Below are 25414 nucleotides of genomic sequence, written 5' to 3'. Positions count from 1 at the left end.
TCCACGATCGTCGGTACCCTCCTCGTCACCATCGCTCTGCTCATCGGCGCCGCGGTGATGCTGTTCATGCTGAATCGCGCGGACAGCCGGACGATGTACGACGAGACGAGCTACCGGGCTTACGAGATCGCCGCAGAGATCCGAGAGGGCGGGATCTCGGCGATCTCCCCCGAGTCGCTCGGGATGGGTTCCGGGGCCGACATCGTGCAGGTGATCGACGGGACCGGCGACGTGGTGGCGTCCTCACCGGGCGCGTCGGCCGACGCGGTGACGACGGAGCGTCCGGCACTGTGGACGTCGTCGCAGGTGAAGGGCCGGCTGATCCCCGGCAGCGACGTGGAGTTCTGCGCGACCGTCACCGCCACCTCGCACGACGGAGCCTCGTACACCGTGATCGTCGCGGTGTCGGCGGACGCGTACCGGCAGAGTCTGATCAACACGGCGCTGGTGCTCGCGGTCGGACTCCCGATCCTGGTTCTCCTGTCCGCGGTCGCCATCTGGTTCTTCGTGGGTCGTGCGCTGCGCCCGGTCGGGCGGATCACCGAGCAGGTCACCGCCATCACCGCGTCGGATCTGTCGCGTCGCGTGCCGGTCCCGTCCACCGACGACGAGGTGACGCGTCTGGCCACGACCATGAACTCGATGCTCGAACGTCTCGAACAAAGCCGTGCGGCGCAGCTGCGATTCGTCGGGGATGCTTCACACGAGATGCGTAGTCCGTTGACCACAGTGGTCGGCCTCCTCGACCTCGCCGACGACACCGACTCCCCGATCGACGTGCAGACACTCCGCACCTTGCTTCTTCCCGAAGCCCGCCGGCTCCAGAACATGGTCGACGATCTGCTGTTGCTCGCACGCTCCGACGAACACGGTGTGCCGCTGCACATCCGGGACGTCGACCTCGACGACATCGTCGCCGCCGAGGCGTGGCGCCTCCGGTCACTGGGGCTCGCCGCAGTCGCGACCACGATCATCCCGATCAGGACGTCGGGCGATCCGGAGAAACTGTCGCGCGCGCTCCGCAACCTCGCCGAGAACGCGGTGCGTTACGCGGCGTCGACGGTCCGGTTCGACATGTACTTCGACCCGGCCGGCGGGATCGCGTCGATCGCGGTGACCGACGACGGCCCGGGCATCCCGCGGGATCGTCGCGACATCATCTTCGACCGCTTCACCCGACTCGATGTCGATCGCCGCAACCGCAGCGGCTCCGGTCTCGGGCTGTCCATCGTCCGCGAGATCGTCCGTGCGCACGGCGGTTCGGTGTACGTGCAGGACCCGCCGGCCGGGTTCGCGCACGGCGTCACCTTCGTCATCTCTCTCCCGACGGCTCGTCGTCTCCCGGAGGGTATGGGCGACGGCGAGGTCAGCACGGCACTCGCGATGCCGCCTCGTCAACCGATGCGGTAACCCACCCCGCGGACGGTCTCGATGCTGTGCACGCCGAACGGCTGATCGATCCTCTTGCGCAGGTACCCGATGTACACCTCGATGATGTTGGGGTCACCCTCGTAGTTCTCGTCCCAGACCGAGTGCAGGATGGCGGTTTTCGAGACGACGGTTCCGGCGTGGCGGATGAGGCATTCGAGCACCGCGTACTCGCGTGGTGTCAGGGTGATCGGGGTGTCGCCGCGACGCACGAGGTGTTCGGCCGGGTCGAGGAAGAGGTCTCCGACGCGCAGGGTCGCGGGACGCTCCGGGGCACCACGACGCAGAAGCGCCCGCAGCCGCGCCTTGAGCACGACGACCGAGAACGGCTTCACCAGATAGTCGTCCGCGCCGCAGTCGAGCGCCTCCGCCTGGTCGTACTCACCGTCCTTCGCGCTCAGCATCAGGACCGGGGTCCAGATCCCGCGCTCACGAAGGCTCTGGAGCACGCGGTACCCGTTCATCCCCGGCATCATGATGTCGAGCATGATCACGTCGTAGCTTCCCTCGGTGGCCCGCCACAGCCCTTCCGGACCGTCGAAGGCCAGGGTGACCGCCCACCCGTCACTGACGAGTATCCGGCGGACGGTCTCGGCTGCTCTGATGTCATCGTCGACGACGAGCGCGTGCACCATCGCTCATTTCAGCAGCCGCGACATCCGGCGGTCGGCGAGCACCTTGCCACCGGTCTGGCAGGTCGGGCAGTACTGGAAGGAGCGGTCGGCGAAGGACACCTCACGGACCGTGTCGCCGCAGACCGGGCACGGCAGTCCGGTGCGCGCGTGGACGCGGAGGCCGGTGCGCTTCTCCGACTTCAGCCGGGCGACGGTCTGCCCCTCGAGGCGAGTCGTGGCGTCGGTCAACACGGCGCGCATCGCGTCGTAGAGTGCGCTCACCTGGTCGGGTTTGAGAGTTTTCGACGACGCGAACGGCGACAGTCGCGCGGTGTGCAGGATCTCGTCGGAGTAGGCGTTCCCGATCCCGGCGATGGTGTGCTGGTCGGTGAGCACGTTCTTGACGCGCCCGGTGGTGCCGGCGAGGATCTCGGCGAACTGCTCCCCGGTCAGTTCCAGTGCGTCGGGGCCGAGTCCGGCGACGCGGTCGATCTCGGTGAGGTCGCGGACGAGCCATACCGCCAGACGCTTCTGGGTTCCGGCCTCGGTGACGTCGAATCCCTCACCGGGGAGACCGCAGTGCACCCGCAGCGCGATCGGCGACTTCCCGCCCGGGCGCAGCGGCTTGGGTGAGAGGTCCTCACTCCATCGCACCCAGCCGGCGCGCGACAGGTGGATGACCAGCGCCAGCGTCGGCTCCTGCGCCGTCGCCTCCGAACCCGGGATGGTCCGGATGACCAGGTACTTGCCCACGCGACCGACCGAATCGACGATCCGGTCGGTGAGCGCGGTGTACGGCGGATCGGCCGTCTTGAGCACGGACAAGGACGCGACATCGACTCGCCGGATCGGGAGTCCGGCTGCACGTCCGTCGACATAGTCGGCGATGGCGGCCACCTCAGGGAGCTCGGGCATGCCACCAGTGTGCTCTAGTAAAGGGATGACTTCCCGACTTTCCGACGCCGAGCTGGCCGCCCGGATCGCCCAGGGAGCCGGGGAGATCCTCCTCGGGATTCGTCATGGCGACCTGTTGGCCGGCAGCATGCTCGGCGATGTCGGCGATGCTCTCGCGCAGGCGTGGATCTCCACCGTCCTGCGCAAACACCGTCCGCGCGACGCTGTTCTGTCCGAGGAGGCCGCCGACGTCGGCGACCGCGCGACGGCCCGGCGCGTGTGGATCATCGACCCGCTCGACGGCACAAGAGAATTCGCCGCGGGCAGCGCGGACTGGGCTGTGCACGTGGCGTTGACGGATAACGGAACCGTCACCGAGGCGGCGGTCTCGCTGCCCGCTACCGGTGAACTGTTCCGCGCCGACACCGTCGAGAAGCCGGGCGCCGAACTGACCCGTCGCATGGTGACCTCGCGGTGGGGCGGCTCGTACGAGACGAGCTACGTGTCCAACCGGCTCGGCCTGCAGATGGTTCCGGTCGGGTCGGCCGGCGCGAAGGCGATGGCCGTCGTCCGCGGTGATGCCGACGCCTACGTCCATGCCGGCGGCCAGTATGAGTGGGACAACGCGGCCCCGGTCGGGGTCGCACTGGCGGCCGGGCTGCACTGCAGTCGCCTGGACGGGTCGGAGATCGTCTACAACAATCGCCACCCCTACATGCCCGACTTCGTGATCTGCCGCCGCGAGATCCGCGAGGACATGCTCGCGGCCCTGCAGCAGATCTGGTGAACTGGCCGGTGTGAACGGAATCGGCGACGCCGTCGTCCGGATCGGACCGGTCCTCGCGATCGCCATCGGTGTGCTCGCTCTCGTCGCGGTGCTGGTGAACCGCCGAAGCGGTTTGGCCACCGACACTTTGGTGGCGACCCTGCGGGCCGTCGTGCAACTGGCCGCGTTGGCGGGCGTACTGGCGGTGGTGATTCCGCATCTGTGGGCGTCCGCGCTGTTCGTCGTGGTCATGGCGGCGGCGGCGGCCTGGACGTCGGCGCGGCGCATTCGTCCGAAACAATCCGACTTCGTCACCGTCGCGCGGTGCCTGGGCCCGGTCGCGGCACCGACGATCGTCATCGTGCTCGTGCTGGTCGTGGTCGGTGTGCTGCCCGCCCGCGGTATCGCGGTCATCCCCACCGCCGGCATCTTGCTCGGCGGCGCGATGGTCACCACCTCCCTCGCCGGTCGGCGCGCACACGACGAGCTGACCACACGTCACGGTGAAGTCGAGGCCGCACTTTCGCTGGGTCTTCTCCCCCGCGACGCTCGGTTCGAGATCTGCGCCCCGGCGTCGGCGACCGCTCTCATACCCGGACTCGATCAGACCCGGGCCGTCGGGCTGGTGACGATCCCGGGCGCCTTCGTCGGCATGGTGCTCGGCGGCGCGTCGGTGTGGGCCGCCGCGGCGATGCAGTTGTTCGTACTCATCGCGCTGCTCGCCGTCAGTTCGATCGCCATGCTCGTCACGGTGGAGCTGGTGGCGCGAGAGGACCTGTGATGTCGGTCAGAAAGGTGGCGGGTCTTTCTGGTCGTTCCTTCACTCCCAGAACTCATTTCGACGTTGCGACCTCGATCGAAGTCGCAACTTCGGAATGAAGTCTGGAAGTGGAAGGTTCCTCAGACTTCAGTTCTGCGATCATGCGGGGCGGGAAGCCTTGCGCAGCAGGTAGATGTCCATGATCCAGCCGATGCGTTCACGCGCCTCGGCACGAGCTTCGACGATCCGGTCGGTCACGTCGCCCACCCGTCCGCTGATGAGGATCTCGTCGGCGGTGCCGACGTAGGCGCCCCACCAGATGTGGTCGTCCGGGTTAGCCGTGTGACGGAAGGCCAGATCGCCGTCGAGCATGACGATCTGGTTGGCATCGGCGCCGGCGGGTGTCTCGGCGAGGCGGCGACCGGTGGTGATGTGGATCGGTTCGCCGACGCGGTTGGCGACGATGCCGTGTGCGGCGGTGAGTGCGCTGGCGCTGGTCACGCCGGGAATCACCTCGATCGAGAGCTCGAGGTCGTCGCGGGCGGCCAGGTCGTCGACGATGCGCAGTGTGCTGTCGTAGAGCGCCGGATCGCCCCACACCAGGAAGGCCGCGACCCCGCCGTCGCCGACCTCGTTCCGCAGTGCGGCGGCGATCAGGTCCGCGCGAGCCGCATGCCAGCGCCGGACCTCGGCGTCGTAGTCGGCCGGGGTGCGATCACGCGGCGGATCGGGGATCTCGACGAGCGTATAGCCCGCGCGCGCATGCGCATCGAGGATCACCCGGCGCGCGTCGAGCAACCCGCTCTTGGCCGTTCCCTTCTCGAGGGCGAGGAAGGCGTCGACGTCGGCCATGGCGTCGATGGCCTGCAGTGTGACCTGGCGTGGACCGCCGGGCCCGATCCCGATGACCCGCAGCGTGATTCGCACGGTCAGATCTTCACCTTGGGGAGGCCGTGCTTCCGGGCGGTCATGTCCAGGATCAGCTGGCGCGGCGCGAGCCGGCGCAGGAAGAACACGATTCCCGCCTGGTTTCCTCTGGCGTAGAACGGCTTCGGGTGTTCGGCGAGCGCCGCGTCGACGATCTGGGTGGCCATGTCCTGTGCGCCGATCCCGGCGTCCTCGTTGCGGCGGGTGGCCGCGGCGAGGGTCTCGTATTCGGCACGGTACGGCGAGTTCTCGCCGACGTGGATGGACCGACGATCACCGATCCCGGTGGCGATGGTGCCCGGCTCCACCGAGATCATGCGAATCCCGTACGGCGCGACCTCACGACGGGTGGCCAGCGCGAACGCCTTCAACGCCGACTTGGTCGCCGCGTAGTTGGAACGGAACGCGACCGGGAAACTCGACAGCATCGAGCCGACCATGACCACCGTGCCCCGACGCCGCTCCCGCATCCCCGGAAGAACCGCCTTCGTGAGCGCGATCGGCCCGAACACGTTGACGCGGAACAGATCCTCGATGGCCTGCATCGAGGTGTCCTCGAGCGCGCCGGCCTGCGATTCGCCGGCGTTGTTGACGAGGATGTCGACCGGACCGACGAGGTCGGCACAGGCGGTGGCGGAGTCATAGTCGGCGTTGTCCAGGCGGACGTAGGTGACACCGGCGATCGGGTGCCGCACGGCGTCGGGGTTACGGGTCGTGCCGTAGACCCGATGCCCGCGGGCGACGAACTGGCGGGCGACTTCGGCGCCGATGCCGCTGGTCGCGCCGGTGACGAGAACGGTCTGAGAGCTCACGCCCGCTACGGTATCGCAGCCCGTTTCAGACGAGACGGTCGTAGCGACGCGTGAGAATGCTCAGTTCGGCCGCGACCCGATCGGTGTCGGGGCCGTAGGGACGCTGCGGATCGCGCGTCCACCAGTCGGCGAAGCGCTGAAGCGGAGTGCGGCGACCGGTCGGCGTGCGGCGGGTGACGTACACCAAGGTCGCCGCGGCGACCACGGCCAGGACGGCGAGAACGATGAGTGCGATGATCATGGCAGTAATTTTCTGCGCACTTGATTTCAGCCAACAGTGGCGCAAATGACAATGTCCACAAATTTTCTGCCATACTGACGTCATGCTGACAACGGTCGGGGTCCTCCTCCACGGCAACGTCGCGCTCTTCGAGTTCGGCGTGATCCACGAGGTGTTCGGCCTCGACCGCACCGACGACGGCGTTCCCGCATTCGACTTCCGGGTCGCTTCCCCCGATCCGTCGGTCCCGCTGCGCGTCGGCAACGGAGTCTCACTCCAGGTCTCGCACACCCTCGACGAGTGCCGCGACGTCGACCTCGTGGCCATCCCGGGCGGAAAGGTCGACGGCGACTATCCCGCGGAGATCCTGGACACCGTGCGCGCGGTCGTCGACAACGGCGGCCGCGTGCTCACCGTGTGCTCGGGCGCCTTCGTCGCCGGCGCGGCCGGCCTGCTCGACGGTCGCCGCTGCACCACGCACTGGCGCTACGGCGACGAATTGTCGCGACAGTTCCCGAAGGCGACGGTCGACACCGACGTCCTCTTCGTCGACGACGGTCCCATCACCACCAGCGCCGGCACCGCGGCCGGGATCGACGCGTCGTTGCATCTCGTACGCGAGGCCTGGGGACCGGGCGTCGCGAACCGGATCGCCCGCCGCATGGTCGTCTCGCCGCACCGTGACGGCGGTCAGCGACAGTTCGTCGACGCCCCGATGCCCTCCTGCTCCGACGAGGGTTTCGGCGCTCTGCTCAGTTGGCTCCTCGAGCACCTCGACAGTGACATCAGCGTCGACGACATGGCGGAACGGATGCACATGTCCGGCCGGACATTCGCGCGCAGATTCGTCGACGAGGTCGGGGTGTCACCGCGGCGATGGCTCACCGAGCATCGCGTCCTCGCCGCGAAGAACCTGCTGGAATCCACCGACGCGCCCGTCGAAGAGGTCGCGCGGTTGGTCGGATTCACCTCGGCGACACTGCTGCGGCACCACTTCGCGGCGTCCGTGGGCGTCTCGCCGCTCGTGTACCGCCGTCGCTTCGCGAAGTCCGCCGCCGTGTCATAGCTCGGACCCGCGGTCAGCGCGGTTTCGAGCTATGAAACGGCAGGTGGTGCCCTCGGTAGGATTCGAACCTACGACCTACCCTTTAGGAGAGGGTTGCTCTATCCCCTGAGCTACGAAGGCGCAGCGACCCGCCGACGGGCGAGACCCGCGCGAGCGCCACACGGCAGTGTACGTCAGCACTCGACGCCTACCGCACCATCTCCACACGGCACCCGATTCCGATCGCCGCTATAGTCGACAGGAAGCGCGAACCGGGCAATTCGGGCTGTGATTGTCGCCACTTCATGCACCCCGACGTTGAGGTTCCTGCCAGATTCGGCCCGTACACTTCGTTCGGGTAACAGTTTGGTCAACGGGGAGGTCTTTGCTTTGGTGCACGCAGCGGGCTCGGCGCGCACCGCCGACAGCGAGACCGGCACGGCTGCCCACTCGGGACCGACCACTCCGGCGACACCGTCGACGACGGCCCCGGTCAGGGGCTCCCGCTCGCGCGCACACACCGCCGACTTCGTCCGCGTGGTCCTGTTCACCTTCGTGGTCGTCGCACACAGCGTCAACGCGATCAACGGCGGACCCGACGAGATCCGCGGCGCCAACCTGGTCGGCACCCTCTGTCACCTCACCCGCTACGGCTTCGTCGCGGTGACGCTCTACGTCCTCGTCCTGAGCATGCAGGGACGCGAGATGTCGCCGGTGCAGTTCTGGCGGCGTCGCTTCGGCCTGGTGATCGGGCCCTACCTCGCGTGGACGGTCATCTACGCGATCACCGACCACGTGATCATCCGGGACAACCCCTTCCCACCGGCCGGCGAGTGGGTCTCCGGACTCGCGCACGATCTGCTCGTCGGCGAGGGGAAGTACCAGCTGTACTTCCTGCTGATCTCGATGCAGATCTATCTGTTCTTCCCGCTCATCACGTGGATCTTCGAACGCGGCCGGAACCGTCCGTGGCTTCTGCTGTCCGGTGGCGCGGTCATCCAGATCATGATGTTCGTCGTCTACCAGTACCTGCCGCGTCCGTCCGGGGCGGCCTGGGACCTCGCCTACCAGCACCTGTGGAAGACGCTGCCGATGTACGCACTGTTCGTCGCCATGGGTGTACTCGCGGCGCAGCATCAGCAGGCGGTGGACAAGTGGTTGCGTGAGCACATGGCCACCGTGGTGCTCGTCGCCGCGGGCTGCGCGGCGTTCACCGTCGCCGGCTACCTCCTGGCGACCTCGCCCGGCAACGTCCCGTGGAAGGCGAACACCGCCTGGAATCCGGTGTCGCTGCCGTGGCTCGTGGGCGGGTTCGCGCTGCTGTGGCTGATCGGTCTCGTCTGGGACGACCGCCGCGCGGCCGGCCGGCCGGCCGCCGCGAAGTTCGTTTCGCAAGCGACCCTGCGCGCGTTCGGCGTGTTCGCCGTTCACCCACTCATCCTCGACATCCTCGGACGCGTCGGCTTCCTCGGCGGGCTCTTCGAATGGTTCCCGCACAGCGCGATCATGCGTTCGCTGATCCTCATCGCGGTCGTTCTCGTCAGCTCGCTGTTGCTCGTCGACATCCTGCTGCGTCTTCCGTTCAGCAAATGGCTGACCGCCCGGCCCCGCCTCCCCCTGCTGCCGAAGCGGCGAGAGAAGAAGCAGGACCGGGCGGCAGTGGCCGAAACCCCGACGGTCGAGGCCTCGACGGCGGATGAGAGGGGATGACCGCCGCGTGGTCGAGGTCGGCCAGTCTGGGTGACCGGACTACTTGTACTTCGGGTTGTTGAACACCGGGATCTCGATGTTGATCGGCATCCGCAGTTCCGACATGTAGAAGAGTACGAACTGCCGGAGGAATTCGTCGATCATCCAATAGGCCTCGCGTGGCATGCCGACGTTCAGCAGGCCTTCACGGACCAGTACATACGGGGTCCACGCCGTCTCCAGCAGCGGAGTCCACACGGGTTCACGCGGGATGTGCAGCCCGTCGGCGGCCTTGTCGCCGAGCATGAACCGGGTCAGCGCCCCCAGAACTCCTCGCGAGAGCAGGGTCAGGTCCAGGTTCATCCCGAGGTCGAGCAGCATGTCGGCGAGCTTGCGACCCTCCGGTGTCGGCTCGATGATCGGGTCGAGCACCTGCTTCGCCTGTGATTCGGCGGCGTTCCACGACGCCGGGATGTACTCGTCCTTGACCCCCAGCACGTGGGCGGTGATCTGCCACGAATGCAGGAAGCCCGCCGATTCGTCGGCAGCGATCGGCACCTGCCACTTGCGGAAGTTGCGCATGACCGTCGTCGGCAGGCTGTGCCACGTCACCATGATGTCGGCCTGACTGATCGGCACGTTCTCCGACGCGGAGTGCACCCAGTGCGGTGACTGGGGCAGCAGGTGCCGGACACCGGCATGTGCCATGCGGGTCTTGAGACAGGTCACGATCATCTCGCCGCCGGGCTGATAGGCGTTGAGCGAGCCGATGTCGTAGCCGAGTTTGGCTGTCTTGGAGATGCGGTCCTTGAGGTCCCAACCACCCTTGGAGTAGTAGACCGCCCGCGCCTCCCGCGGGATCAGGGTGCTCATCATCCCGCTGGCGAAGCCGTAGATGATCCCGAGGTACGTAACGCGCTTCTGGTTGAACTTCACCGCCGTGGCCAGTTTGGACTGATCGGTCCAGGACGGCAGCTGTCGCGCGTGCTCCATGACGTCGCGCAGTTCCGACGGCAGCCCGGCGGGCAGCGGTTGCGAGTTCTTGTGCCAGGTACGCAACAGCTTGTTGACCTTCGGCGCCTGACCGCTGTCGATGACCTTCGCTATCACCGGGTCGGCCTCGTCGTCCCACAGCTGCCGCGGGTCGGTGCCCGCACCGCGGCCCGGTACAGAGTTCGCGGGTGACCACGTCCAGGGCGTCGCCGGGGCCACCGCGGCCACCGCACCCGCGGCGCCGACCACTCCTCCGGCCTTGAGCAGCTTCCGCCTGTTCAGATCTTCCATGACCCCGTCCCATCCGTTCCGATGTATCAATGTGACAAACTTCGTATCCTTGTATCCTCTGTACCAACGGGTGATCCAAGACACACCGAAATCCCCGGATTTGGGATCGTTGATCCGGGCGGATCGATCGCCACAGAAAGGGGAATCACCGATGCCGTCGTCCGCCGCAGACATCCCGGAACCGGGCATGATGCCGGTCGGCTCGTCGTCGAGTTCGGTGATCCACCGCGCTTTCCTCGGGTCGGTGAACCCGACGGACACCGAGTCCGATCCGACCGCCGAACGTCTCCTCGACGCCGCCTTCGACCTCTTCTGTCGCCTCGGCATCCAGCGGACCCCGATGGAGAAGGTCGCCAAGAACGCGGGCGTCACGCGAGTGACCCTCTACCGCAAGTTCGCCACCAAAGACGCCTTGGTCGACGAGGTGGTGCTGCGCGAGTTCCGGCGCTACTTCGAACAGTTCCGCGCCGACATCCCGGCCGCACAGACGGCCGCCGAGCGGGTGGTCGTCGGATTTGTCGGATCTCTGCGCGCGGTCGCCGGCAATCCCCTGATCAGCGGCATGGCCGACTCCGAGTCGAGCATGCTCATCGAATCGATGATCGGCGACGACGGCCTCCTACTGTCCGTCGTGCAGAAGTTCGTGGCCGCACAGCTACGACGAGAACAGTTGTCGGGCACCATCTCCGACGATCTCGACATCGAACTCGTGGCTGAGATGATGGTGCGCATCTCGGCGTCGTTCCTCACCGTGCCGAGTCGTGTCGTCGACATCACCGACGACGCGCAACTGGCCGACATCGCGAGACGATTCCTCGTCCCGATGCTCGATCACCCACGCTGACGGCGTCCGGCTGGGACAATCGGCGGAGATCACTTCCAGCCGAGGGGAGTTCCGCGATGCGTTCGTGGTCGGTCATCATCATCCTGGCGGTGTCGCAGTTCGTGATGGTGCTCGACAGCACCGTCATGAACGTGTCGATCTCGGTCGTGGCCGCGGATCTCGGCACGTCGATCACCGGCATGCAGGCCGCGATCACCTTCTACGCCTTGACGATGGCGGCGTTCATGTTGACCGGCGGCAAACTCGGCGACCTCATGGGCCGGGTGCGGGCCTTCAAGATCGGCGCCGTCATCTACGGGATCGGTTCGCTCACCACCGCATTGAGTCCCAACCTGGCCGTCCTGATGGTGGGCTGGTCACTGGTCGAGGGACTCGGGGCCGTGCTCGTCATCCCCGCGATCGCCTCTCTGGCCGCGATCAACTACACCGGCAAGGCCCGCGTCGCCGCCTTCTCGATCCTCGGTGCCGTGACCGGACTCGCCGCCGCCGTCGGCCCGTTGCTCGGCGGCCTGATGACCACCTACGCCTCATGGCGTTATGTCTTCGTCGCCGAAACCGTCGTCATGGTGATCGTCCTGTTCGCGGCGGGACTGATCCACGACGTCGAACGCGATCGCGACGTGCGGATCGATCCGGTGAGCGTCCTCGCGTCCGCCGGCGGCCTGTCGCTCATCGTCTACGGTGTGCTGCAGTCGAAGACGTGGGGGTGGCTGAAACCGCAGCATCCGCCGGAGATCAACGGCTCGGAGATCGCCCCGTTGGGCGTGTCCCCGGTCGCCTACCTGTTGCTGCTCGGCGTCGTCGTCCTCTGGTTGTTCGTCGATCGACAACGCGCACTTGCCAGTTCCGGCCGGCAACCACTTCTCCGCGTCGAACTGTTGCGGATACCCGCGTTGCGCAGCGGACTGGGCGGGTTCCTCGCGCAGTACTTCGCGATCGCCGCCCTCTTCTTCGTGGTGCCGGTCTATCTGCAGACGATGCTGGGTCGCGACGCCCTGCAGACCGGTGTGAAGATCCTGCCGCTGTCGGTGGGTCTCGTGCTGTTCTCGGTCCTCGGTTCGTGGCTCACCGCACGACGTTCGGCCCGGTTCATCGCCCGCGGCGGGCAGCTCACCATGGCGGTCGGCGTCCTCTTCGTGATCGCCGGGGTGGGGGTCGACCTGCGCAGCATGACCTTCGCCATCGGGATGTTCGTTGTCGGAGCGGGTTTCGGCCTCCTGGCCTCCCAACTCGGAAACGTCAACATGTCCGCGGTCGGGGAGAAGGACACCTCCGAGGTCGGCGGCCTGCAGGGCACGTTCCAGAATCTCGGCTCGTCATTCGGGACCGCGGTCGCTGGTTCGGTGTTCCTCCTCCTGTTGTCGTCGGGTTTCGTCTCCGCGGTCGACGACACCGATTCGCTCCCCGCCAGCGAGCAACAGCAGATCGTCTCGACGGTCGACGACAGCGGAGTGCCCATAATCTCGGCGGATCAGGCACGCACCATGGTGCTCGACACCGGCGGCTCGGAAGCCTCGGCGCAGGCGGTGTCCGACGCCTACGCCGACGCGCAGATCGCCGCGATCCAGCAGGCCCTGTTCATCGTGTTCGTCCTGCTCGTGCTGGCGTTGCTCTTCTCACGGCACCTGCCGAACCGAATCGTCGCGCACACCGACACCGACACCGACACCGAGGAGAAAACCTGAAAAGGGTCAGCCCCGCGCGACCACCTTCTTCGCGATCGTGGCCTCGATGTGTCTGACCGCTTGCGCCGCGAACGGGCCGATGATGCCTCCCAGCACACGGCCGGCGATCCCGCCGGGCAGCGTGTAGTTGATCTCGAGCTGGAGATCGGTGCCGTTCCCGTCGTCGGCGAAGCGCCACGTGGTGTCGGCCTCGAAACCGTCGATCGCCCGGAGCTCGATCAACTCGTTCTCGACGTACCGGGTGCACTCCACGACCGCCTTGATCTTCTTCGGCCCGAGGTCGACCCTCACGTCGAAGACCGACCCGAGTCCGCGGGTCTGATCTGTTGTCGGATCGAAGTGCGTGACACCGATCAGATACTCGGGAACGTTCTGATATCCGTCGACATAGTCGAAGACCCGCTCGCGAGGTGCATCGACGACGACCTGATGACGTACCACTCCCACGCTCTACCCCGTTCTCGCGTGTCCGGCCCGGTGTCTCCGGCGCCGCTTCCGACCGACACTATGCGGTCGCAACCACTTCCAGGTGCGGGACACGGATAACCGACTTGACCTTCCGCCGCGGGGTCGGCTATTCCTGCAGCACGATGTCGACGTCACCGGGCGGATGGTCCGAACTCCTCGCCCGTGAACACCGCGCGGCGGTGTCGGTGTTCGCCGGCGGCATCCTCGTCTTCGCGATCAACACCTTCCTGACCGCGGCGTCACTGCCCAGCACCATCGCCGACATCGGCGGCGACGAGTTCTACGCCTGGGTCGTCACGATCTTCCTGATCGCGTCCGTGGTGGCGTCGATGCTGGTGACACGCGCGCTGGCACAGTTCGGCGCGCGCGGCGCCTACCTGATCGGGTTCTCCGCCTTCGCCGCGGGTTCACTGATCTGCGCCCTCACCCCGACCATGCCGATCCTGTTGGCCGGCAGGCTGATCCAGGGGCTCGGTGGCGGCCTGCTCACCGGGTTGGCGCTGGCGGTCGTACAGATCGCGCTGCCACAGCGGATCTGGGGGCGCGCGGTGGCGCTCATCTCGGCCATGTGGGGAGTCGGGAACCTCCTCGGCCCGGCGCTCGGCGGCCTGTTCGCCGAGGTAGGGTTGTGGCGCGGCTCCTTCTGGTTCCTGACGGTGTTCACCCTGGTCATCGCTGCCATCGCCGCGCGGGTGTTGCCACGCGGTCGCGGCTCGGGCGAACGGCACCCGTTGCCGTGGGCATCGCTGGCCGCGGTGACCGCCGCCGCCGGGGCGGTCTCGGTCGCCGGCGTCGCCGGTTCGACGTCGGTGATCGTGGTACTCGGCGGAGTCGCCCTCCTCGCCCTGGTCGGGTTCGTGGTCGTGGATCGACGCGGGACCACCGGCCTGCTCCCCCGTCTCACCTATTCGGTGGGCAATCCCCTCAAGTGGATCTATCTGTCGATAGCGGTGCTGGCGATCGGGTCGACCGCCGAGGCATTCCTCCCGCTGTTCGGTCAGCAGGTCGGCGGCCTGACACCGTTGGCCGCCGGGCTCATGCCCGCGGCGCTGTCGTCGGGGTGGACCGTCGCGCAGATCGCCAGCAGCACGTGGGCGCACGGCCGGTCCGCGGCGGCCGCCCGCATCGCCGGTCCGGCCTTCCTCGCCGCAGGTATGGCCGGATACGGCCTGCTGCAGTCGTCGAGCGCGCCGATCGCGGTGGCCGGGTGGTACGCATCTCTGGTCGTCGCCGGCATGGGTATCGGCATGGCCTTCCCTCACATCGCGACCGCCGCGATGGGCATCACCACCGATCAGGCGGAGGCCGCCCGCGCCTCGGCAGGGGTCAACTCCGTGCAGATGGTCGCCAACACCATCGGCTCGGCGGCCGCGGGTCTGCTCGTCAGCATCGGGTCCGACGCGGTCGGTTCGGCACGTCTGCTCTCGTTCGGTTTCGCCTGCCTCGCCGTCATCGGTGTGGGCATCGCCGTTCGTTCCGTCCGTCCTGCGCGATGACCGTACGCTGAGTCCATGAGACGCCGTCGGGGAAGTCCTCATTCCGGGCGTCGGGTCGTCCGCTTCGCGGTGTTCGGGGTCTCCTGCATGCTGGTCCTCGCGTCGTGCGGAAACGGCTCCGACGGTCCGGCCGCCGCGCCGGTCACCTGCACGGAGATCCCGAACGGCGATCTGATCGGCGCCGAGAGTGTCTCGGCCGCCCCCACCGACATCGCGACGAAACCCGAGATCGCCTCGGGTTACCGGAGCGGGATGAAACCGGTCGTCACCGCAACGTACGCCGCGGCCACCGCCAATCCGCTCGCCACCCGCGCGGCGTGCGACGTCCTGCACGACGGCGGTACCGCAGCCGACGCGCTGGTCGCCGCACAGATGGTGCTCGGTCTCGTCGAACCCCAGTCCTCGGGGATCGGCGGCGGCGCCTTCACCGTCTACTACGACGCCGCGTCGAAGACGGTGCGCGCCTTCGACGGTCGCGAGACGGCTCCCGCAGCCGCCACTGAGACCTACCTGATCCGGATCTCCCCCACCGACCCGGCACCACCGGTGCCCAGCGCACGGGCATCGGGCCGGTCGATCGGCATTCCCGGCGTGATGCGGATGCTCGGCATGGTCCACGGCGAGTACGGCAAACATGCCTGGCGTGATCTGTTCACCCCCGCGATCTCCTTGGCGGACAGTGGTTTCGAGATCAGCCCGCGTCTGTCCGGGGCGATCGCGGCCGCGGCGGCGGACCTCGAGGCCGACGTCGACGCCCGCGACCACTTCCTGACCGGTGAGGGCGCAGCGAAACCGGCGGGCACCAACCTGGCCAACCCCGCCTACGCGAAAACCCTTGGGGTGCTGGCCACCGACGGCGCCGACGCGATGTACGACGGACCGCTCGCGCAGGCGATCGTCGCCGAGGCGGGCACCACCGCCGGCGGCATGACGCCCAGCCTGATGACCGTCGACGACCTGCGCAACTACCGGGCCATCGCGCGGGACCCCATCGTGACGGAATACCGGGGCCGCCAGATCGTGGCGATGCCGGGACCGTCGTCGGGCGGGATCGCCGTCGCCTCCGCGCTGGGCATCCTGGAGAACTTCGACCTGCCGTCGATGCCGCCCACCGAACTCGACGGTTCCACACCATCGGCCGCGGACGGCGGTCGGCCGAATCCCACTGCGGTACACCTGATCACCGAGGCCGAACGTCTCGCCTACGCCGACCGCGACAAATACGTCGCCGACCCGGATTTCGTCCCGCTGCCGGGACGCGGCGTCGACACCATCCTCGACCCGGGGTATCTGAAGACCCGGGCCGGACTGATCCGCCCCGACGCCTCGCTCGGCGAAGCCCCGGCCGGCGATCTCGGGCCGGTCCCGCTGGGTTCGCATCCCGGTACCGAGTACGGCACCAGCCATATCACCGTCGCCGACCGATACGGCAACGTCGCGTCGATGACGACGACCATCGAATCGGCCTTCGGCAGTTTCCACATGGTCGACGGCTTCCTGCTGAACAACCAGCTCACCGACTTCTCGGCCGAACCGCGCGACGACGGGGCCCTGCTCGCCAATCGGGTGTCGCCGGGGAAGCGTCCACGGTCGTCGATGGCCCCGACCCTGGTGATGCAACCGGGTACCGGGGGCGCACCCGCACAGGTGATCGCCGCGTTGGGTTCCCCGGGCGGATCGGTCATCATCCAGTTCGTCGTCAAGACCCTTGTCGGGATGCTGGACTGGGGACTCAACCCGCAGCAGGCGGTGTCGATGATCGACTTCGGCTCGGCCAACACCCCGACGTCGAACGTCGGTGGCGAACATCCACTGGTCGACACCACCGACGACGGCGCGCACGATCCGTTGGTGCGGGGCCTCCGCGAACGCGGAGAAGAGGTGTCCGTCGACGAACAGTCCAGCGGTCTCAGCGCGATCATGCGCCACGAGGCCGGATGGATCGGCGGCGCCGACCCGCGGCGTGAGGGTGCCGTGATGGGTGACGACGCCGCACTGCGGTGATCCGGGTGGTCCGAACGGACGAATCCCTGCTGTGCCATCAGTTTTCCTCAGCGTCACACGGGGGCAACGGAGCGCATACACCCAGCTCATAGCGTCAAGTCGCTCGCAAACGCGGCAACACCAGCGACGTCGTCGTGCCGACATTCGCCGAGGTCGACGAGAAACTCCAGGAGTAACCATGAGTGGCAGCATGTCCCGCCGTCAGGCCATCAAGGCCGTGACGACCTACGAGGTGTCGGCACCCGGATTCACCGAACCGTTGGCAGATACTTTCGGACGCAACGTGTTCGGCTTGTCGGTCATGAAGAAGCGCCTGCCGAAGCATGTCTTCAAGGCGGTCGCGGCGACCATCGACACCGGCTGCGCGCTCGATCCGACGCTCGCCGACTACGTCGCGGTGGCGATGAAGGACTGGGCCATCGAGAAGGGCGCCACCCACTACGCCCACGTCTTCTACCCGCTGACGGGTTTCACCGCGGAGAAGCACGACTCGTTCCTCGAACCGGATTCGAGCGGCGCGTCGCTCGCCGAGTTCGCCGGAAAGACCCTGCTGCAGGGTGAACCCGACGCGTCGAGCTTCCCCAACGGCGGCCTGCGGGGCACCTTCGAGGCCCGCGGTTACACCGGCTGGGACGTGACGAGCCCCGCGTACATCCTGGAGAACCCGAACGGCAACACGCTGTGCATCCCCACGATCTTCATCTCGTGGACCGGTGAGGCACTGGACAAGAAGACCCCGCTACTCCGCAGCCAGCAGGCGATGAGCAAGCAGGCGATGCGCCTGCTGAAGCTCTTCGGCCACGAGAACGTCGACACCGTCGTCTCCTACGCCGGCGCCGAGCAGGAGTACTTCCTGATCGACGAGCACTTCTTCTACGCGCGTCCCGACCTGATGACGTCCAACCGCACGCTGTTCGGCGCCCCACCGTCGAAGGGTCAGGAGTTCGACGACCACTACTTCGGCGCCATCCCCGAGCGGGTGCTGTCGTTCATGATCGAACTCGACCGCGAGCTGTTCAAGCAGGGCATCCCGGCCAAGACCCGCCACAACGAGGTCGCCCCCGGCCAGTTCGAGATCGCGCCGGTCTTCGAACGATCCGTGCTCGCACACGATCACCAACAGCTCATGATGACCACGATGAAGGCAGTCGCCGAGAAGTACGGGATGAAGTGCCTCCTGCACGAGAAGCCCTTCTCCGGGGTCAACGGCTCCGGCAAACACGTCAACTTCTCACTCGGCAACTCCAACCAGGGCAACCTGCTCAACCCCGGAGACACCCCGCACGAGAACATGCAGTTCCTCACCTTCTGCGGTGCCATCATCCGCGCCGTCCACACCTACGGCGGCCTGCTGCGAGCCGCGGTCGCATCGGCGTCGAACGATCACCGCCTGGGCGCGAACGAGGCTCCGCCGGCGATCATCTCGATCTTCCTCGGCGAGCAGTTGATGGACGTCTTCGAGCAGATCGCCAAGGGCGGCGCCACCGGCTCCAAGGCGGCCGGCGTCCTCGAGCTCGGCGTCGACACCCTGCCCCCGCTGAAGGCCGACCCGGGCGACCGCAACCGCACCAGCCCGTTCGCCTTCACCGGCAACCGATTCGAGTACCGCGCACCGGGTTCCAACCAGTCGATCTCCGATCCGATGGTCGCGATCAACACCATCCTGGCCGATTCCATCGACTTCATCTCCACCGAACTGGAGAGGTTGCTCGCCGACGGCGCCGAACTCAACGACGCCGTGCAGAAGGTGTTGCAGGAGATCATCAACAGCCACGGCGCGGTAATCTTCAACGGCAACGGCTACTCCGACGAATGGCAGGAGGAGGCCGCCGCCCGCGGCCTCAAGAACCTCCGAACCACCGTCGACGCCGTCACCGAGTACACCGCGCCCGAGGTCGTCGAGATCTTCGAGAAGTACGGCGTCCTGTCGGCCCGCGAACTCGAGGCCCGCGAGGACGTCATCTTCGAGTACTACGGGCTCACCATCCTCGTCGAGGCCAAGGAGACCGCGGAGATCGCCAAGACGATGATCATGCCCGCCGCGATCCGCTACCAGGGCGAACTGGCCGGCACCGCGGCGTCGTTGAAGATGGCCGGGATCGAAGCTCCCACAACACTTCTCGTGGAGATCACCGGACTGATCGGCAAACTGCAGGCCGCGGTGGTCACCCTCGACGAGGGCATCGCCGGCATGCACGGCGAGAGCACCTACGAGGAGTCGAAGTACGCACTCGAGACGCTGATCCCGGCGATGGCCGCGGTGCGCGAGGTCGCCGACACGCTCGAGAGCATCGTCGCCGACGATCTGTGGCCGCTGCCCACGTACAACGAGATGCTCACCATCCTCTGAGATCTCGCGAACGCACCACCACCGGAAAGCGCCCCCGAAGTACGCCCTCCACAGCGGATCCGACGACACTATGTCGCCGGATCCGCTGTGTGGGGTGGATTTCGGGGGCGGTTTTCAGGGCGGGATTTCTGGGGTGACCGCTACCGCACCCGCAAGGACAACGCCACGACGAGCCGCGTGGCGGGATCCTCGAGGTCCATCCCGGTCAGGGCCTCGATCCGGCGGATGCGGTAGCGCAGCGTGTTCGGGTGGACGTGGAGATCCCCGGCGGCGGAACGGACGTCGCCGAAGCGGTCCAGGTAGGCGCGCAGGGACACGGTGAACTCGCTGCCGGTGCGGTCGTCGAGGTCGGCGAGTTCGGAGACCCGCGGGTCCACCAGGTCGGGGTTCTCGGCGAGGAGCGCCACGATCTCGCCGAGCAGGACACCGGTGCGCGAACCGCCGACGGTCGTGACATCGTCGATCAGTTCACCTTCGAGGGAGGCCGCGTCGAGCACGCGGTCGATCTGGGTGCGCAGTTCCGGTACCGCGGCGAGGTTGTCCGGTCCCGCGACCACCGCCCGGATGTGGACGCCGAACTGCCGGTCCGTCGCATCGACCGACACCCGCGCCCACTCGACCGCGGCGTCACCGGTCACGCCGGGCAGCACCACGTAGGCGCGGTCGCCGATGGTCGCGGTCACCGACAACGGACTGAACGCGCTGGCGTGCAGGGTGAGCGCGGAGATGCGAGTGCCGTTCTCTGCCAATGGGACCGGAGCGTCTACGGCCGACCCAGTCGTCGCGAACCCGACGAGCACCACCGCGACGGAGGATTCGATGCCCAGTTGGGCGGCCAGGGCATCGACGTCGATGATGTCGCCACGCGCGCCGAGGAGCCGACGAACCGATTCGTCGTGTTCGGTTCCGGCCGTTCGACGCCGGGCGATCACCCGGGCGGCCACTGCGGCGGCACCGGTGAGGACTTCGTCGGTGTCGGCGGCGAAGGGCCGGGTACCGCGCTGCAGCCAGACGACCCCCAGGAACTCAGCCGTCCCGGGGGCCCGGATCGCGACCGCCCGGCGTTCTCGCAGCCCGAGGTCGGTGCGTGCGTCGACCGCCACCACCCGCGACGACCGGCGCAGCGCGTCCATCACCCCCCACTGCCGGAGCCAGGCGAGCATCTCCGGCGGACCCTCGCGTCCGAGGATCGACAACCGCCGGAGCTCATCGGCCTCGTCTCCTGCCGAGCTGTAGGCCAGCACGTGCGAGCGCTCGTCCTCGATGCTGACCAGGCCGCCGGTGCGCCGGGCGACCTCGGCCGCGATTTCGAAGAGGTCGCCGGTGGTACCCGACTCCATCGACTCGCCGTCGTCCGGCGAACGCCGCGCGGTGTCGAGGACGCGCGCCACGAGGTTGTAGATGCGCTCCCACCGAGCGTGTGGGTCGATGGCCACGACCGCGATTCCGAGCCGATCGGCGAGATCGGTGAGTGTCGCCGACGACGTCTTGCTCATGACGGCCACCGGACGGTGCATCCCGAGACCGCCCAGCAGTTCAGTGCTCACCTCGTCGGACAGGCCGACCAGCAGGAACACGTCAGCCGACCGCGCGGCCTGGCCGAGGCCGAAGTGGACGTCGTCGATGTCGATCATCGCCAGGCTTCGCACCGGCACGTCGAGTCCTTGCGGCGCGGTGATCAGCGTCGCCACCGTCCGATCGAGGGCCAGGATCAGATGCCCCAGCGCCACACCCGCCGATTTGTCCACAAGAACAAGGCTACGACCGATCAGTTTGCCGATCGGCCATATCGCGGGAACCTGCTCCCCAGGTGAACTGACGTCATGGACGCCATCACCACTCCCCCTCGACCGGCCAACGAGCCGGTCCACACCTACGCACCCGGATCGCCCGAACGCACCCGCATCATCAATGAACTCACCAGCCAGTCCATGGCGGGCCGCCGCGAGCTGCCGCACATCATCGGCGGGCACCTGCACCTCGGACACGGCGAACCGATCGACGTCGTGCAGCCGCACGCCCACCGAGAGGTGCTCGGCTTCCTCACCAACGCCACGCACGACGACGCCCGCGCCGCCGCCGACGCCGCGATGGCCGCGAAGGACGAGTGGGCCCACACCAGCTTCGACGACCGCGCCGCGGTGATCCTGCGCGCGGCCGAACTGCTGTCGGGTCCGTGGCGCGAACGGGTCGCCGCCGCGACGATGCTCGGCCAGTCGAAGTCGGTGCAGCAGGCCGAGATCGACGCTCCCTGCGAGCTCGTCGACTTCTGGCGGTTCAACGTCGCCTTCGCCCGGGAGATCCTCGCCGAGCAGCCGGTGTCGTCGCCGGGTGTCTGGAACCGGCTCGACCACCGTCCGCTCGACGGATTCGTCTACGCGGTCACCCCGTTCAACTTCACCGCCATCGCCGCGAACCTGCCGACCGCACCGATGCTGATGGGCAACACCGTGGTGTGGAAGCCCTCTCCCACACAGGCGTATTCGGCCCAGTACACGATGGCACTCCTCGAGGCCGCGGGACTGCCACCCGGAGTGATCAACCTCGTCCACGGCGACGGCCGGGCCGTGTCGGATGTGGTTCTCGCGGACGAGAACCTGGCCGGCATCCACTTCACCGGCTCGACCACGACCTTCCAGCACCTGTGGCGGGAGGTCGGCGGCAACATCGGCAAGTACCGGAACTACCCGCGGCTCGTCGGCGAGACCGGCGGTAAGGACTTCGTCGTCGCGCATTCCTCCGCCGAACCGCGGGCGCTCCGGACGGCATTGATCCGCGGCGCCTTCGAGTATCAGGGCCAGAAGTGCTCGGCCGCCTCGCGTGCCTACATCGCCCGGTCGGTGTGGGACAAGATGGGCGACGACTTCCTCAGCGAGGCCGCCGAACTCGGTTTCGGCGACGTGCGCGACCTGTCGAACTTCGGTGGTGCGCTCATCGACCGTCGTGCCTTCGACAAGCAGGTCACCGCGCTGCGACGCGCCAAGTCCACACCGTCGCTCACCGTCGCGGTCGGTGGCGCCTGCGATGACACGGTCGGATACTTCGTGCGCCCGACCGTGCTGCTGTCCGACGACCCGCGGGACGAGGCGTTCTCCACCGAGTACTTCGGACCGATCCTGTCGGTGTACGTCTACGACGACGCCGACTACGAGACGATTCTCGATCTGGTCGACACGACGGCGCGGTATGCGCTCACCGGTGCGGTCATGGCGACCGACGTCTCGGCGGTCGCCCTCGCCTCGGATCGGCTCCGTAACGCCGCCGGCAACTTCTACATCAACGACAAGCCGACCGGCGCCGTCGTCGGCCAGCAGCCGTTCGGCGGCGGGCGCGCCTCGGGCACCAACGACAAGGCGGGGTCGAAGGAGAACCTGCTGCGCTGGACGTCGACCCGCACGATCAAGGAGACCTTCACACCACCGACGACTTACCGATACCCGCACATGAGCACCGACTTCACGGGGGTCTGAGGTGAGCACGCTCTTCGACAGCGTCTTGCGGCCGACGATCATCGCCGCGGCGCGCAGCGAACGGATCAAACAGGCCTCACAGCGATGGTCGACGACCGAGAAGGTCGTGCGGCGGTTCGTACCCGGCGAATCACTCGACGACGTGCTCACCGCGATCAGACGTGAACTCGACGACGGACTCGCCGTGACCATCGACTTCCTCGGCGAGGACACCGTCGACGAGTCGCATGCCGACGCCACCGTCGCCGCTTATGTGGCTCTGCTGCAGGCGATGCCGCGCCTGGCTCCGGTGCCACCCGGTTCGCTGGAGGTGTCACTGAAACTGACCGCACTCGGCCAGAGACTGCCCGAGCACGGCGCCAAGATCGCCGAAGAGAACGCACGGACGATCGCGGAGGCGGCGCGGTCCGCGGGTGCGTCGGTCACCGTCGACGCCGAGGACCACTCGACCGTCGACGAGCGATTGGCCGTGGTGCGCTCGCTGCGGCGCGACTTCCCCGACGTCGGGACCGTCCTGCAGGCATATCTCCGGCGCACCGAGGACGACTGCGCCGAGTTCGCGGAGTCGGGTGCGCGAATCCGGTTGTGCAAGGGCGCCTATGCCGAACCACCGTCGGTCGCCTACCCCGACCGTGGTCAGGTCGACGAGGCGTACCTCCGCTGCCTTCGAATCCTGATGAAGGGCAACGGCTATCCGATGGTCGCCAGCCACGATCCGACGATGATCGAGGCCGCGTCGATTCTGGCGAAGGAGTTCGATCGGGCTCCCGACACCTGGGAGCACCAGATGCTCTACGGCATCCGCAGCGACGAGCAACGTCGGCTCGCCGCCGCGGGAGCTCGAGTGCGAGTGTACATCCCGTACGGCACCGAGTGGTACGGATACTTCGTCCGTCGCCTCGCCGAGAAGCCGGCGAACCTCGGGTTCTTCCTGCGCGCGCTGGCGGGGTAGAGGCCGGGCGGACCCAGGTTCAGGACCCGGGATCGCGTTGTTGCCGTCCCAGCCGGTGACGTGCACACCGGACGGCGACCGGCTGCGCATCGCCGGCCCGGGAAAGACCCTGACCAAACCGTCGTGTTGACCGAACACCCGGATGTGGAGAAACATGGTAGTTGAACATATGTTCGAGTAAAGTGGGTCAAGCAGGGTCATGGCGGAATTGACCACGGTTCTCGACCATCTCACCGATTCGCGCGGTCGACTTGGTCGGTGTGCAGTTCTTGTCAGACCCCCGATGTAGAACTGAAGACGCACGAAGAATTCACTCCAGAGCAGCAGTCAACGACGGTCCCACTCAACCGCTTGTACACCTCAGAAGAGGGATGGCTGCCGTCATGATCGACACCGACACGACTCCACTCGACGCAATCCTCGATCAACTCGTCGAGATCACCCCACCCACCGACGACCCCACCGGCGTCCACACGTACTCACAGCTGCGCCGATGGATACTGCTGCGCAACCTCGCCGATCACCGCATCGCCTCCTTCACAGCACAACTCGATGAGCTCGGCGTCGCCGCAAAAGCCGGCTCCACCACCAAAAACCTGTTGATCGAGATCGGACTCCCACCCGCAGCAGCCACTCGTACCGCCCGCATCGCCGACCACCTCGGCACGCTGGACAAGATCGAAACCTGCGCAGCTGACGGCCGCCTCGCGGGTGAAGTCGTCGACGCCATCGTCCGCGGGATGTCCACGATCGAGAAACGCTCCCCCACATCACTTTCCGACGACGACCGAACCATCTACCAAACCGAACTCCTCACCCAGGCCCTGTCCGGCGCCACACCCACCGACATCCAGAAGCACGCCCAAATGATCGGCAACACCATCGCCGACACCACCGACGACGGCATCCCCGCCAGCGACGACCGATCCCTGGACACGCTGTCGCACAGCCTCACCGACGACAACCGCATCGACATCCGCGCCAACGTCACACAAGTCGTGGGCGAGAAACTCATCGCCATGATCGACGAACGCAGCACACCGCGCCCCGAACCCGGCGCCGACGACCGACGCTCCCCCGAACAACGACGCGCCGACGCCCTCGAGACACTGCTCGACCAAGCCGCCGTCGGAGCCGCCATCGACACCATCGGCAGCCCGCGAACCCAGACAGTGCTGACCATCCCCGCCGACAGCGGCAATCCCGCATTCCTGCCCTGGACCGGCCCGGTCACCCACGCCACCGCGAAACAACTGTCCTGCGACGGGACCCTCACCGAGATCATCATCGACGGCGAGACCGTGCCACTCGAGATGGGCCGCGAACGACGACTCTTCCCCGCCCACCTACGCAAAGCGATCATCCTGCGCGACGAGACCTGCATCAAATGCGGTGCGCCGCCATCACACACACAGATCCACCACATCCAACACTGGACCGACGACGGTGACACCGAGCTCGACAACGGCTGCCTGCTCTGCCAACGCTGCCACACACAGGTCCACCACAACGGCTGGGACATCATGATCGGCTTCGACCGCCACCCCTGGCTCATCCCACCCGCCGACATCGACCCCCAGGGCCGCGCCCTACCCGCCCACAACCGACGCACCATGCGACTCGACGACATCGCCGCCTGACACAGACTCTCGCGCAGAACCTTCCGCACCCGACACCCGCCGGGACCGCATCCGTACCTTGACAAC

At 67.3% G+C, this 25414-nt stretch carries 21 protein-coding genes and 1 tRNA gene; 13 read left to right on the top strand and 9 right to left on the bottom strand.

The window, feature by feature from the left end; translation table 11 throughout:
* Window positions 1–66 precede the first annotated feature (66 nt).
* Entirely contained in the window at window positions 67–1410 is a 1344-nt protein-coding gene (locus GAA2_RS06235; RefSeq protein ID WP_236577714.1) for a sensor histidine kinase, read from the top strand.
* Here the strand turns inward: GAA2_RS06235 and GAA2_RS06230 are convergent.
* Window positions 1395–2063, bottom strand: a complete 669-nt coding sequence (locus GAA2_RS06230; RefSeq protein ID WP_006436117.1) for a response regulator transcription factor — start codon at window positions 2061–2063, stop codon at window positions 1395–1397. The genes GAA2_RS06235 and GAA2_RS06230 overlap by 16 nt on opposite strands.
* Window positions 2064–2066: 3 nt before the next feature.
* Window positions 2067–2957, bottom strand: coding sequence for a DNA-formamidopyrimidine glycosylase family protein (locus tag GAA2_RS06225; protein ID WP_006436116.1), 891 nt, complete (start codon window positions 2955–2957; stop codon window positions 2067–2069).
* Between the two features lie 25 nt (window positions 2958–2982).
* Between GAA2_RS06225 and GAA2_RS06220 the strand changes: the two genes are divergently transcribed.
* Both GAA2_RS06220 and GAA2_RS06215 read left to right on the top strand, forming a co-directional pair.
* Window positions 2983–3723, top strand: a complete 741-nt coding sequence (locus GAA2_RS06220) for a 3'(2'),5'-bisphosphate nucleotidase CysQ (protein ID WP_040004697.1) — start codon at window positions 2983–2985, stop codon at window positions 3721–3723.
* A gap of 10 nt (window positions 3724–3733) precedes the next feature.
* A complete protein-coding gene (locus GAA2_RS06215; RefSeq protein ID WP_006436114.1) occupies window positions 3734–4483 on the top strand; it encodes an ABC transporter permease in 750 nt (249 codons plus the stop codon).
* Window positions 4484–4621: 138 nt separating this feature from the next.
* Here GAA2_RS06215 and cobF read toward each other — a convergent pair whose 3' ends face one another.
* From cobF to GAA2_RS06200, 3 genes are read right to left on the bottom strand one after another with little or no spacing between them, the layout of a single operon-like run.
* The gene (gene cobF, locus GAA2_RS06210) at window positions 4622–5389 is read right to left on the bottom strand and encodes a precorrin-6A synthase (deacetylating) (RefSeq protein WP_006436113.1); all 768 of its coding nucleotides are present in this window, start codon (window positions 5387–5389) and stop codon (window positions 4622–4624) included.
* Between the two features lie 2 nt (window positions 5390–5391).
* Window positions 5392–6201 (bottom strand): SDR family oxidoreductase, encoded by an 810-nt coding sequence (locus GAA2_RS06205; RefSeq protein WP_006436112.1) that lies wholly within the window; start codon window positions 6199–6201, stop codon window positions 5392–5394.
* Window positions 6202–6226: 25 nt separating this feature from the next.
* Entirely contained in the window at window positions 6227–6442 is a 216-nt protein-coding gene (locus GAA2_RS06200) for a hypothetical protein (protein WP_006436111.1), read from the bottom strand.
* Window positions 6443–6524: 82 nt separating this feature from the next.
* Here GAA2_RS06200 and GAA2_RS06195 point away from each other — a divergent pair, with 82 nt between their 5' ends.
* Window positions 6525–7487 carry a GlxA family transcriptional regulator gene (locus GAA2_RS06195; protein ID WP_006436110.1) on the top strand — a complete coding sequence of 321 codons (963 nt, stop codon included), beginning with the start codon at window positions 6525–6527 and terminating at the stop codon, window positions 7485–7487.
* Window positions 7488–7531: 44 nt separating this feature from the next.
* Here GAA2_RS06195 and GAA2_RS06190 read toward each other — a convergent pair.
* Window positions 7532–7607: transfer RNA gene (locus GAA2_RS06190), tRNA-Arg, on the bottom strand.
* A 252-nt stretch (window positions 7608–7859) separates the two neighbouring features.
* Here GAA2_RS06190 and GAA2_RS06185 point away from each other — a divergent pair.
* Complete coding sequence (locus tag GAA2_RS06185; RefSeq protein WP_006436108.1) at window positions 7860–9176, top strand: acyltransferase; 1317 nt, start codon at window positions 7860–7862, stop codon at window positions 9174–9176.
* 39 nt (window positions 9177–9215) lie between these two features.
* Here the strand turns inward: GAA2_RS06185 and GAA2_RS06180 are convergent, their stop codons facing one another.
* Complete coding sequence (locus tag GAA2_RS06180; RefSeq protein WP_006436107.1) at window positions 9216–10439, bottom strand: oxygenase MpaB family protein; 1224 nt, start codon at window positions 10437–10439, stop codon at window positions 9216–9218.
* Window positions 10440–10590: 151 nt separating this feature from the next.
* Between GAA2_RS06180 and GAA2_RS06175 the strand changes: the two genes are divergently transcribed.
* On the top strand, window positions 10591–11283 hold the full coding sequence (locus GAA2_RS06175; RefSeq protein ID WP_006436106.1) for a TetR/AcrR family transcriptional regulator: 693 nt from the start codon (window positions 10591–10593) through the stop codon (window positions 11281–11283).
* Between the two features lie 56 nt (window positions 11284–11339).
* Window positions 11340–12968, top strand: coding sequence for an MFS transporter (locus GAA2_RS06170; protein WP_191834819.1), 1629 nt, complete (start codon window positions 11340–11342; stop codon window positions 12966–12968).
* 6 nt (window positions 12969–12974) lie between these two features.
* On the opposite strand, the gene GAA2_RS06165 is transcribed toward GAA2_RS06170, so the two are convergent.
* The gene (locus GAA2_RS06165; RefSeq protein ID WP_006436104.1) at window positions 12975–13415 is read right to left on the bottom strand and encodes an SRPBCC family protein; all 441 of its coding nucleotides are present in this window, start codon (window positions 13413–13415) and stop codon (window positions 12975–12977) included.
* A 143-nt stretch (window positions 13416–13558) separates the two neighbouring features.
* Between GAA2_RS06165 and GAA2_RS06160 the strand changes: the two genes are divergently transcribed.
* The 3 genes from GAA2_RS06160 (at window position 13559) to GAA2_RS06150 (ending at window position 19286) form a co-directional block, all read left to right on the top strand.
* A complete protein-coding gene (locus GAA2_RS06160) occupies window positions 13559–14932 on the top strand; it encodes an MFS transporter (RefSeq protein ID WP_006436103.1) in 1374 nt (457 codons plus the stop codon).
* 15 nt (window positions 14933–14947) lie between these two features.
* On the top strand, window positions 14948–16936 hold the full coding sequence (locus GAA2_RS06155; protein ID WP_159405871.1) for a gamma-glutamyltransferase family protein: 1989 nt from the start codon (window positions 14948–14950) through the stop codon (window positions 16934–16936).
* Between the two features lie 178 nt (window positions 16937–17114).
* Window positions 17115–19286: a glutamine synthetase III gene (locus tag GAA2_RS06150; protein WP_159405870.1), complete on the top strand. Its 2172-nt coding sequence runs from the start codon at window positions 17115–17117 to the stop codon at window positions 19284–19286.
* Between the two features lie 140 nt (window positions 19287–19426).
* On the opposite strand, the gene GAA2_RS06145 is transcribed toward GAA2_RS06150, so the two are convergent.
* Window positions 19427–21034, bottom strand: coding sequence for a PucR family transcriptional regulator (locus GAA2_RS06145; protein ID WP_159405869.1), 1608 nt, complete (start codon window positions 21032–21034; stop codon window positions 19427–19429).
* 75 nt (window positions 21035–21109) lie between these two features.
* On the opposite strand from GAA2_RS06145, the gene pruA reads away from it, so the two are divergent.
* The 3 genes from pruA (at window position 21110) to GAA2_RS06130 (ending at window position 25348) form a co-directional block, all read left to right on the top strand.
* Window positions 21110–22756, top strand: a complete 1647-nt coding sequence (gene pruA, locus GAA2_RS06140; RefSeq protein WP_006436099.1) for an L-glutamate gamma-semialdehyde dehydrogenase — start codon at window positions 21110–21112, stop codon at window positions 22754–22756.
* 1 nt (window position 22757) lies between these two features.
* Window positions 22758–23708, top strand: a complete 951-nt coding sequence (locus GAA2_RS06135; protein WP_006436098.1) for a proline dehydrogenase family protein — start codon at window positions 22758–22760, stop codon at window positions 23706–23708.
* Window positions 23709–24091: 383 nt separating this feature from the next.
* The gene (locus GAA2_RS06130) at window positions 24092–25348 is read left to right on the top strand and encodes an HNH endonuclease (protein WP_236577713.1); all 1257 of its coding nucleotides are present in this window, start codon (window positions 24092–24094) and stop codon (window positions 25346–25348) included.
* The last annotated feature ends 66 nt before the right edge of the window (window positions 25349–25414 follow it).

Source organism: Gordonia ajococcus (assembly GCF_012974285.1).
Taxonomy (GTDB): Bacteria; Actinomycetota; Actinomycetes; order Mycobacteriales; family Mycobacteriaceae; genus Gordonia; species Gordonia amicalis.
This window is presented reverse-complemented; position numbering and strand designations above follow the sequence as displayed.

Coding starts and splice junctions, on each gene's coding strand:
- GAA2_RS06235 (WP_236577714.1), top strand. CDS start 67: ATGCTGAATCGCGCGGACAGCCGGACGATGTACGACGAGACGAGCTAC.
- GAA2_RS06200 (WP_006436111.1), bottom strand. CDS start 6,442: ATGATCATCGCACTCATCGTTCTCGCCGTCCTGGCCGTGGTCGCCGCG.
- GAA2_RS06160 (WP_006436103.1), top strand. CDS start 13,559: ATGTCGACGTCACCGGGCGGATGGTCCGAACTCCTCGCCCGTGAACAC.
- GAA2_RS06220 (WP_040004697.1), top strand. CDS start 2,983: ATGACTTCCCGACTTTCCGACGCCGAGCTGGCCGCCCGGATCGCCCAG.
- GAA2_RS06155 (WP_159405871.1), top strand. CDS start 14,948: ATGAGACGCCGTCGGGGAAGTCCTCATTCCGGGCGTCGGGTCGTCCGC.
- GAA2_RS06225 (WP_006436116.1), bottom strand. CDS start 2,957: ATGCCCGAGCTCCCTGAGGTGGCCGCCATCGCCGACTATGTCGACGGA.
- GAA2_RS06175 (WP_006436106.1), top strand. CDS start 10,591: ATGCCGTCGTCCGCCGCAGACATCCCGGAACCGGGCATGATGCCGGTC.
- GAA2_RS06195 (WP_006436110.1), top strand. CDS start 6,525: ATGCTGACAACGGTCGGGGTCCTCCTCCACGGCAACGTCGCGCTCTTC.
- GAA2_RS06180 (WP_006436107.1), bottom strand. CDS start 10,439: ATGGAAGATCTGAACAGGCGGAAGCTGCTCAAGGCCGGAGGAGTGGTC.
- GAA2_RS06150 (WP_159405870.1), top strand. CDS start 17,115: ATGAGTGGCAGCATGTCCCGCCGTCAGGCCATCAAGGCCGTGACGACC.
- GAA2_RS06230 (WP_006436117.1), bottom strand. CDS start 2,063: ATGGTGCACGCGCTCGTCGTCGACGATGACATCAGAGCAGCCGAGACC.
- GAA2_RS06130 (WP_236577713.1), top strand. CDS start 24,092: ATGATCGACACCGACACGACTCCACTCGACGCAATCCTCGATCAACTC.
- pruA (WP_006436099.1), top strand. CDS start 21,110: ATGGACGCCATCACCACTCCCCCTCGACCGGCCAACGAGCCGGTCCAC.
- GAA2_RS06170 (WP_191834819.1), top strand. CDS start 11,340: ATGCGTTCGTGGTCGGTCATCATCATCCTGGCGGTGTCGCAGTTCGTG.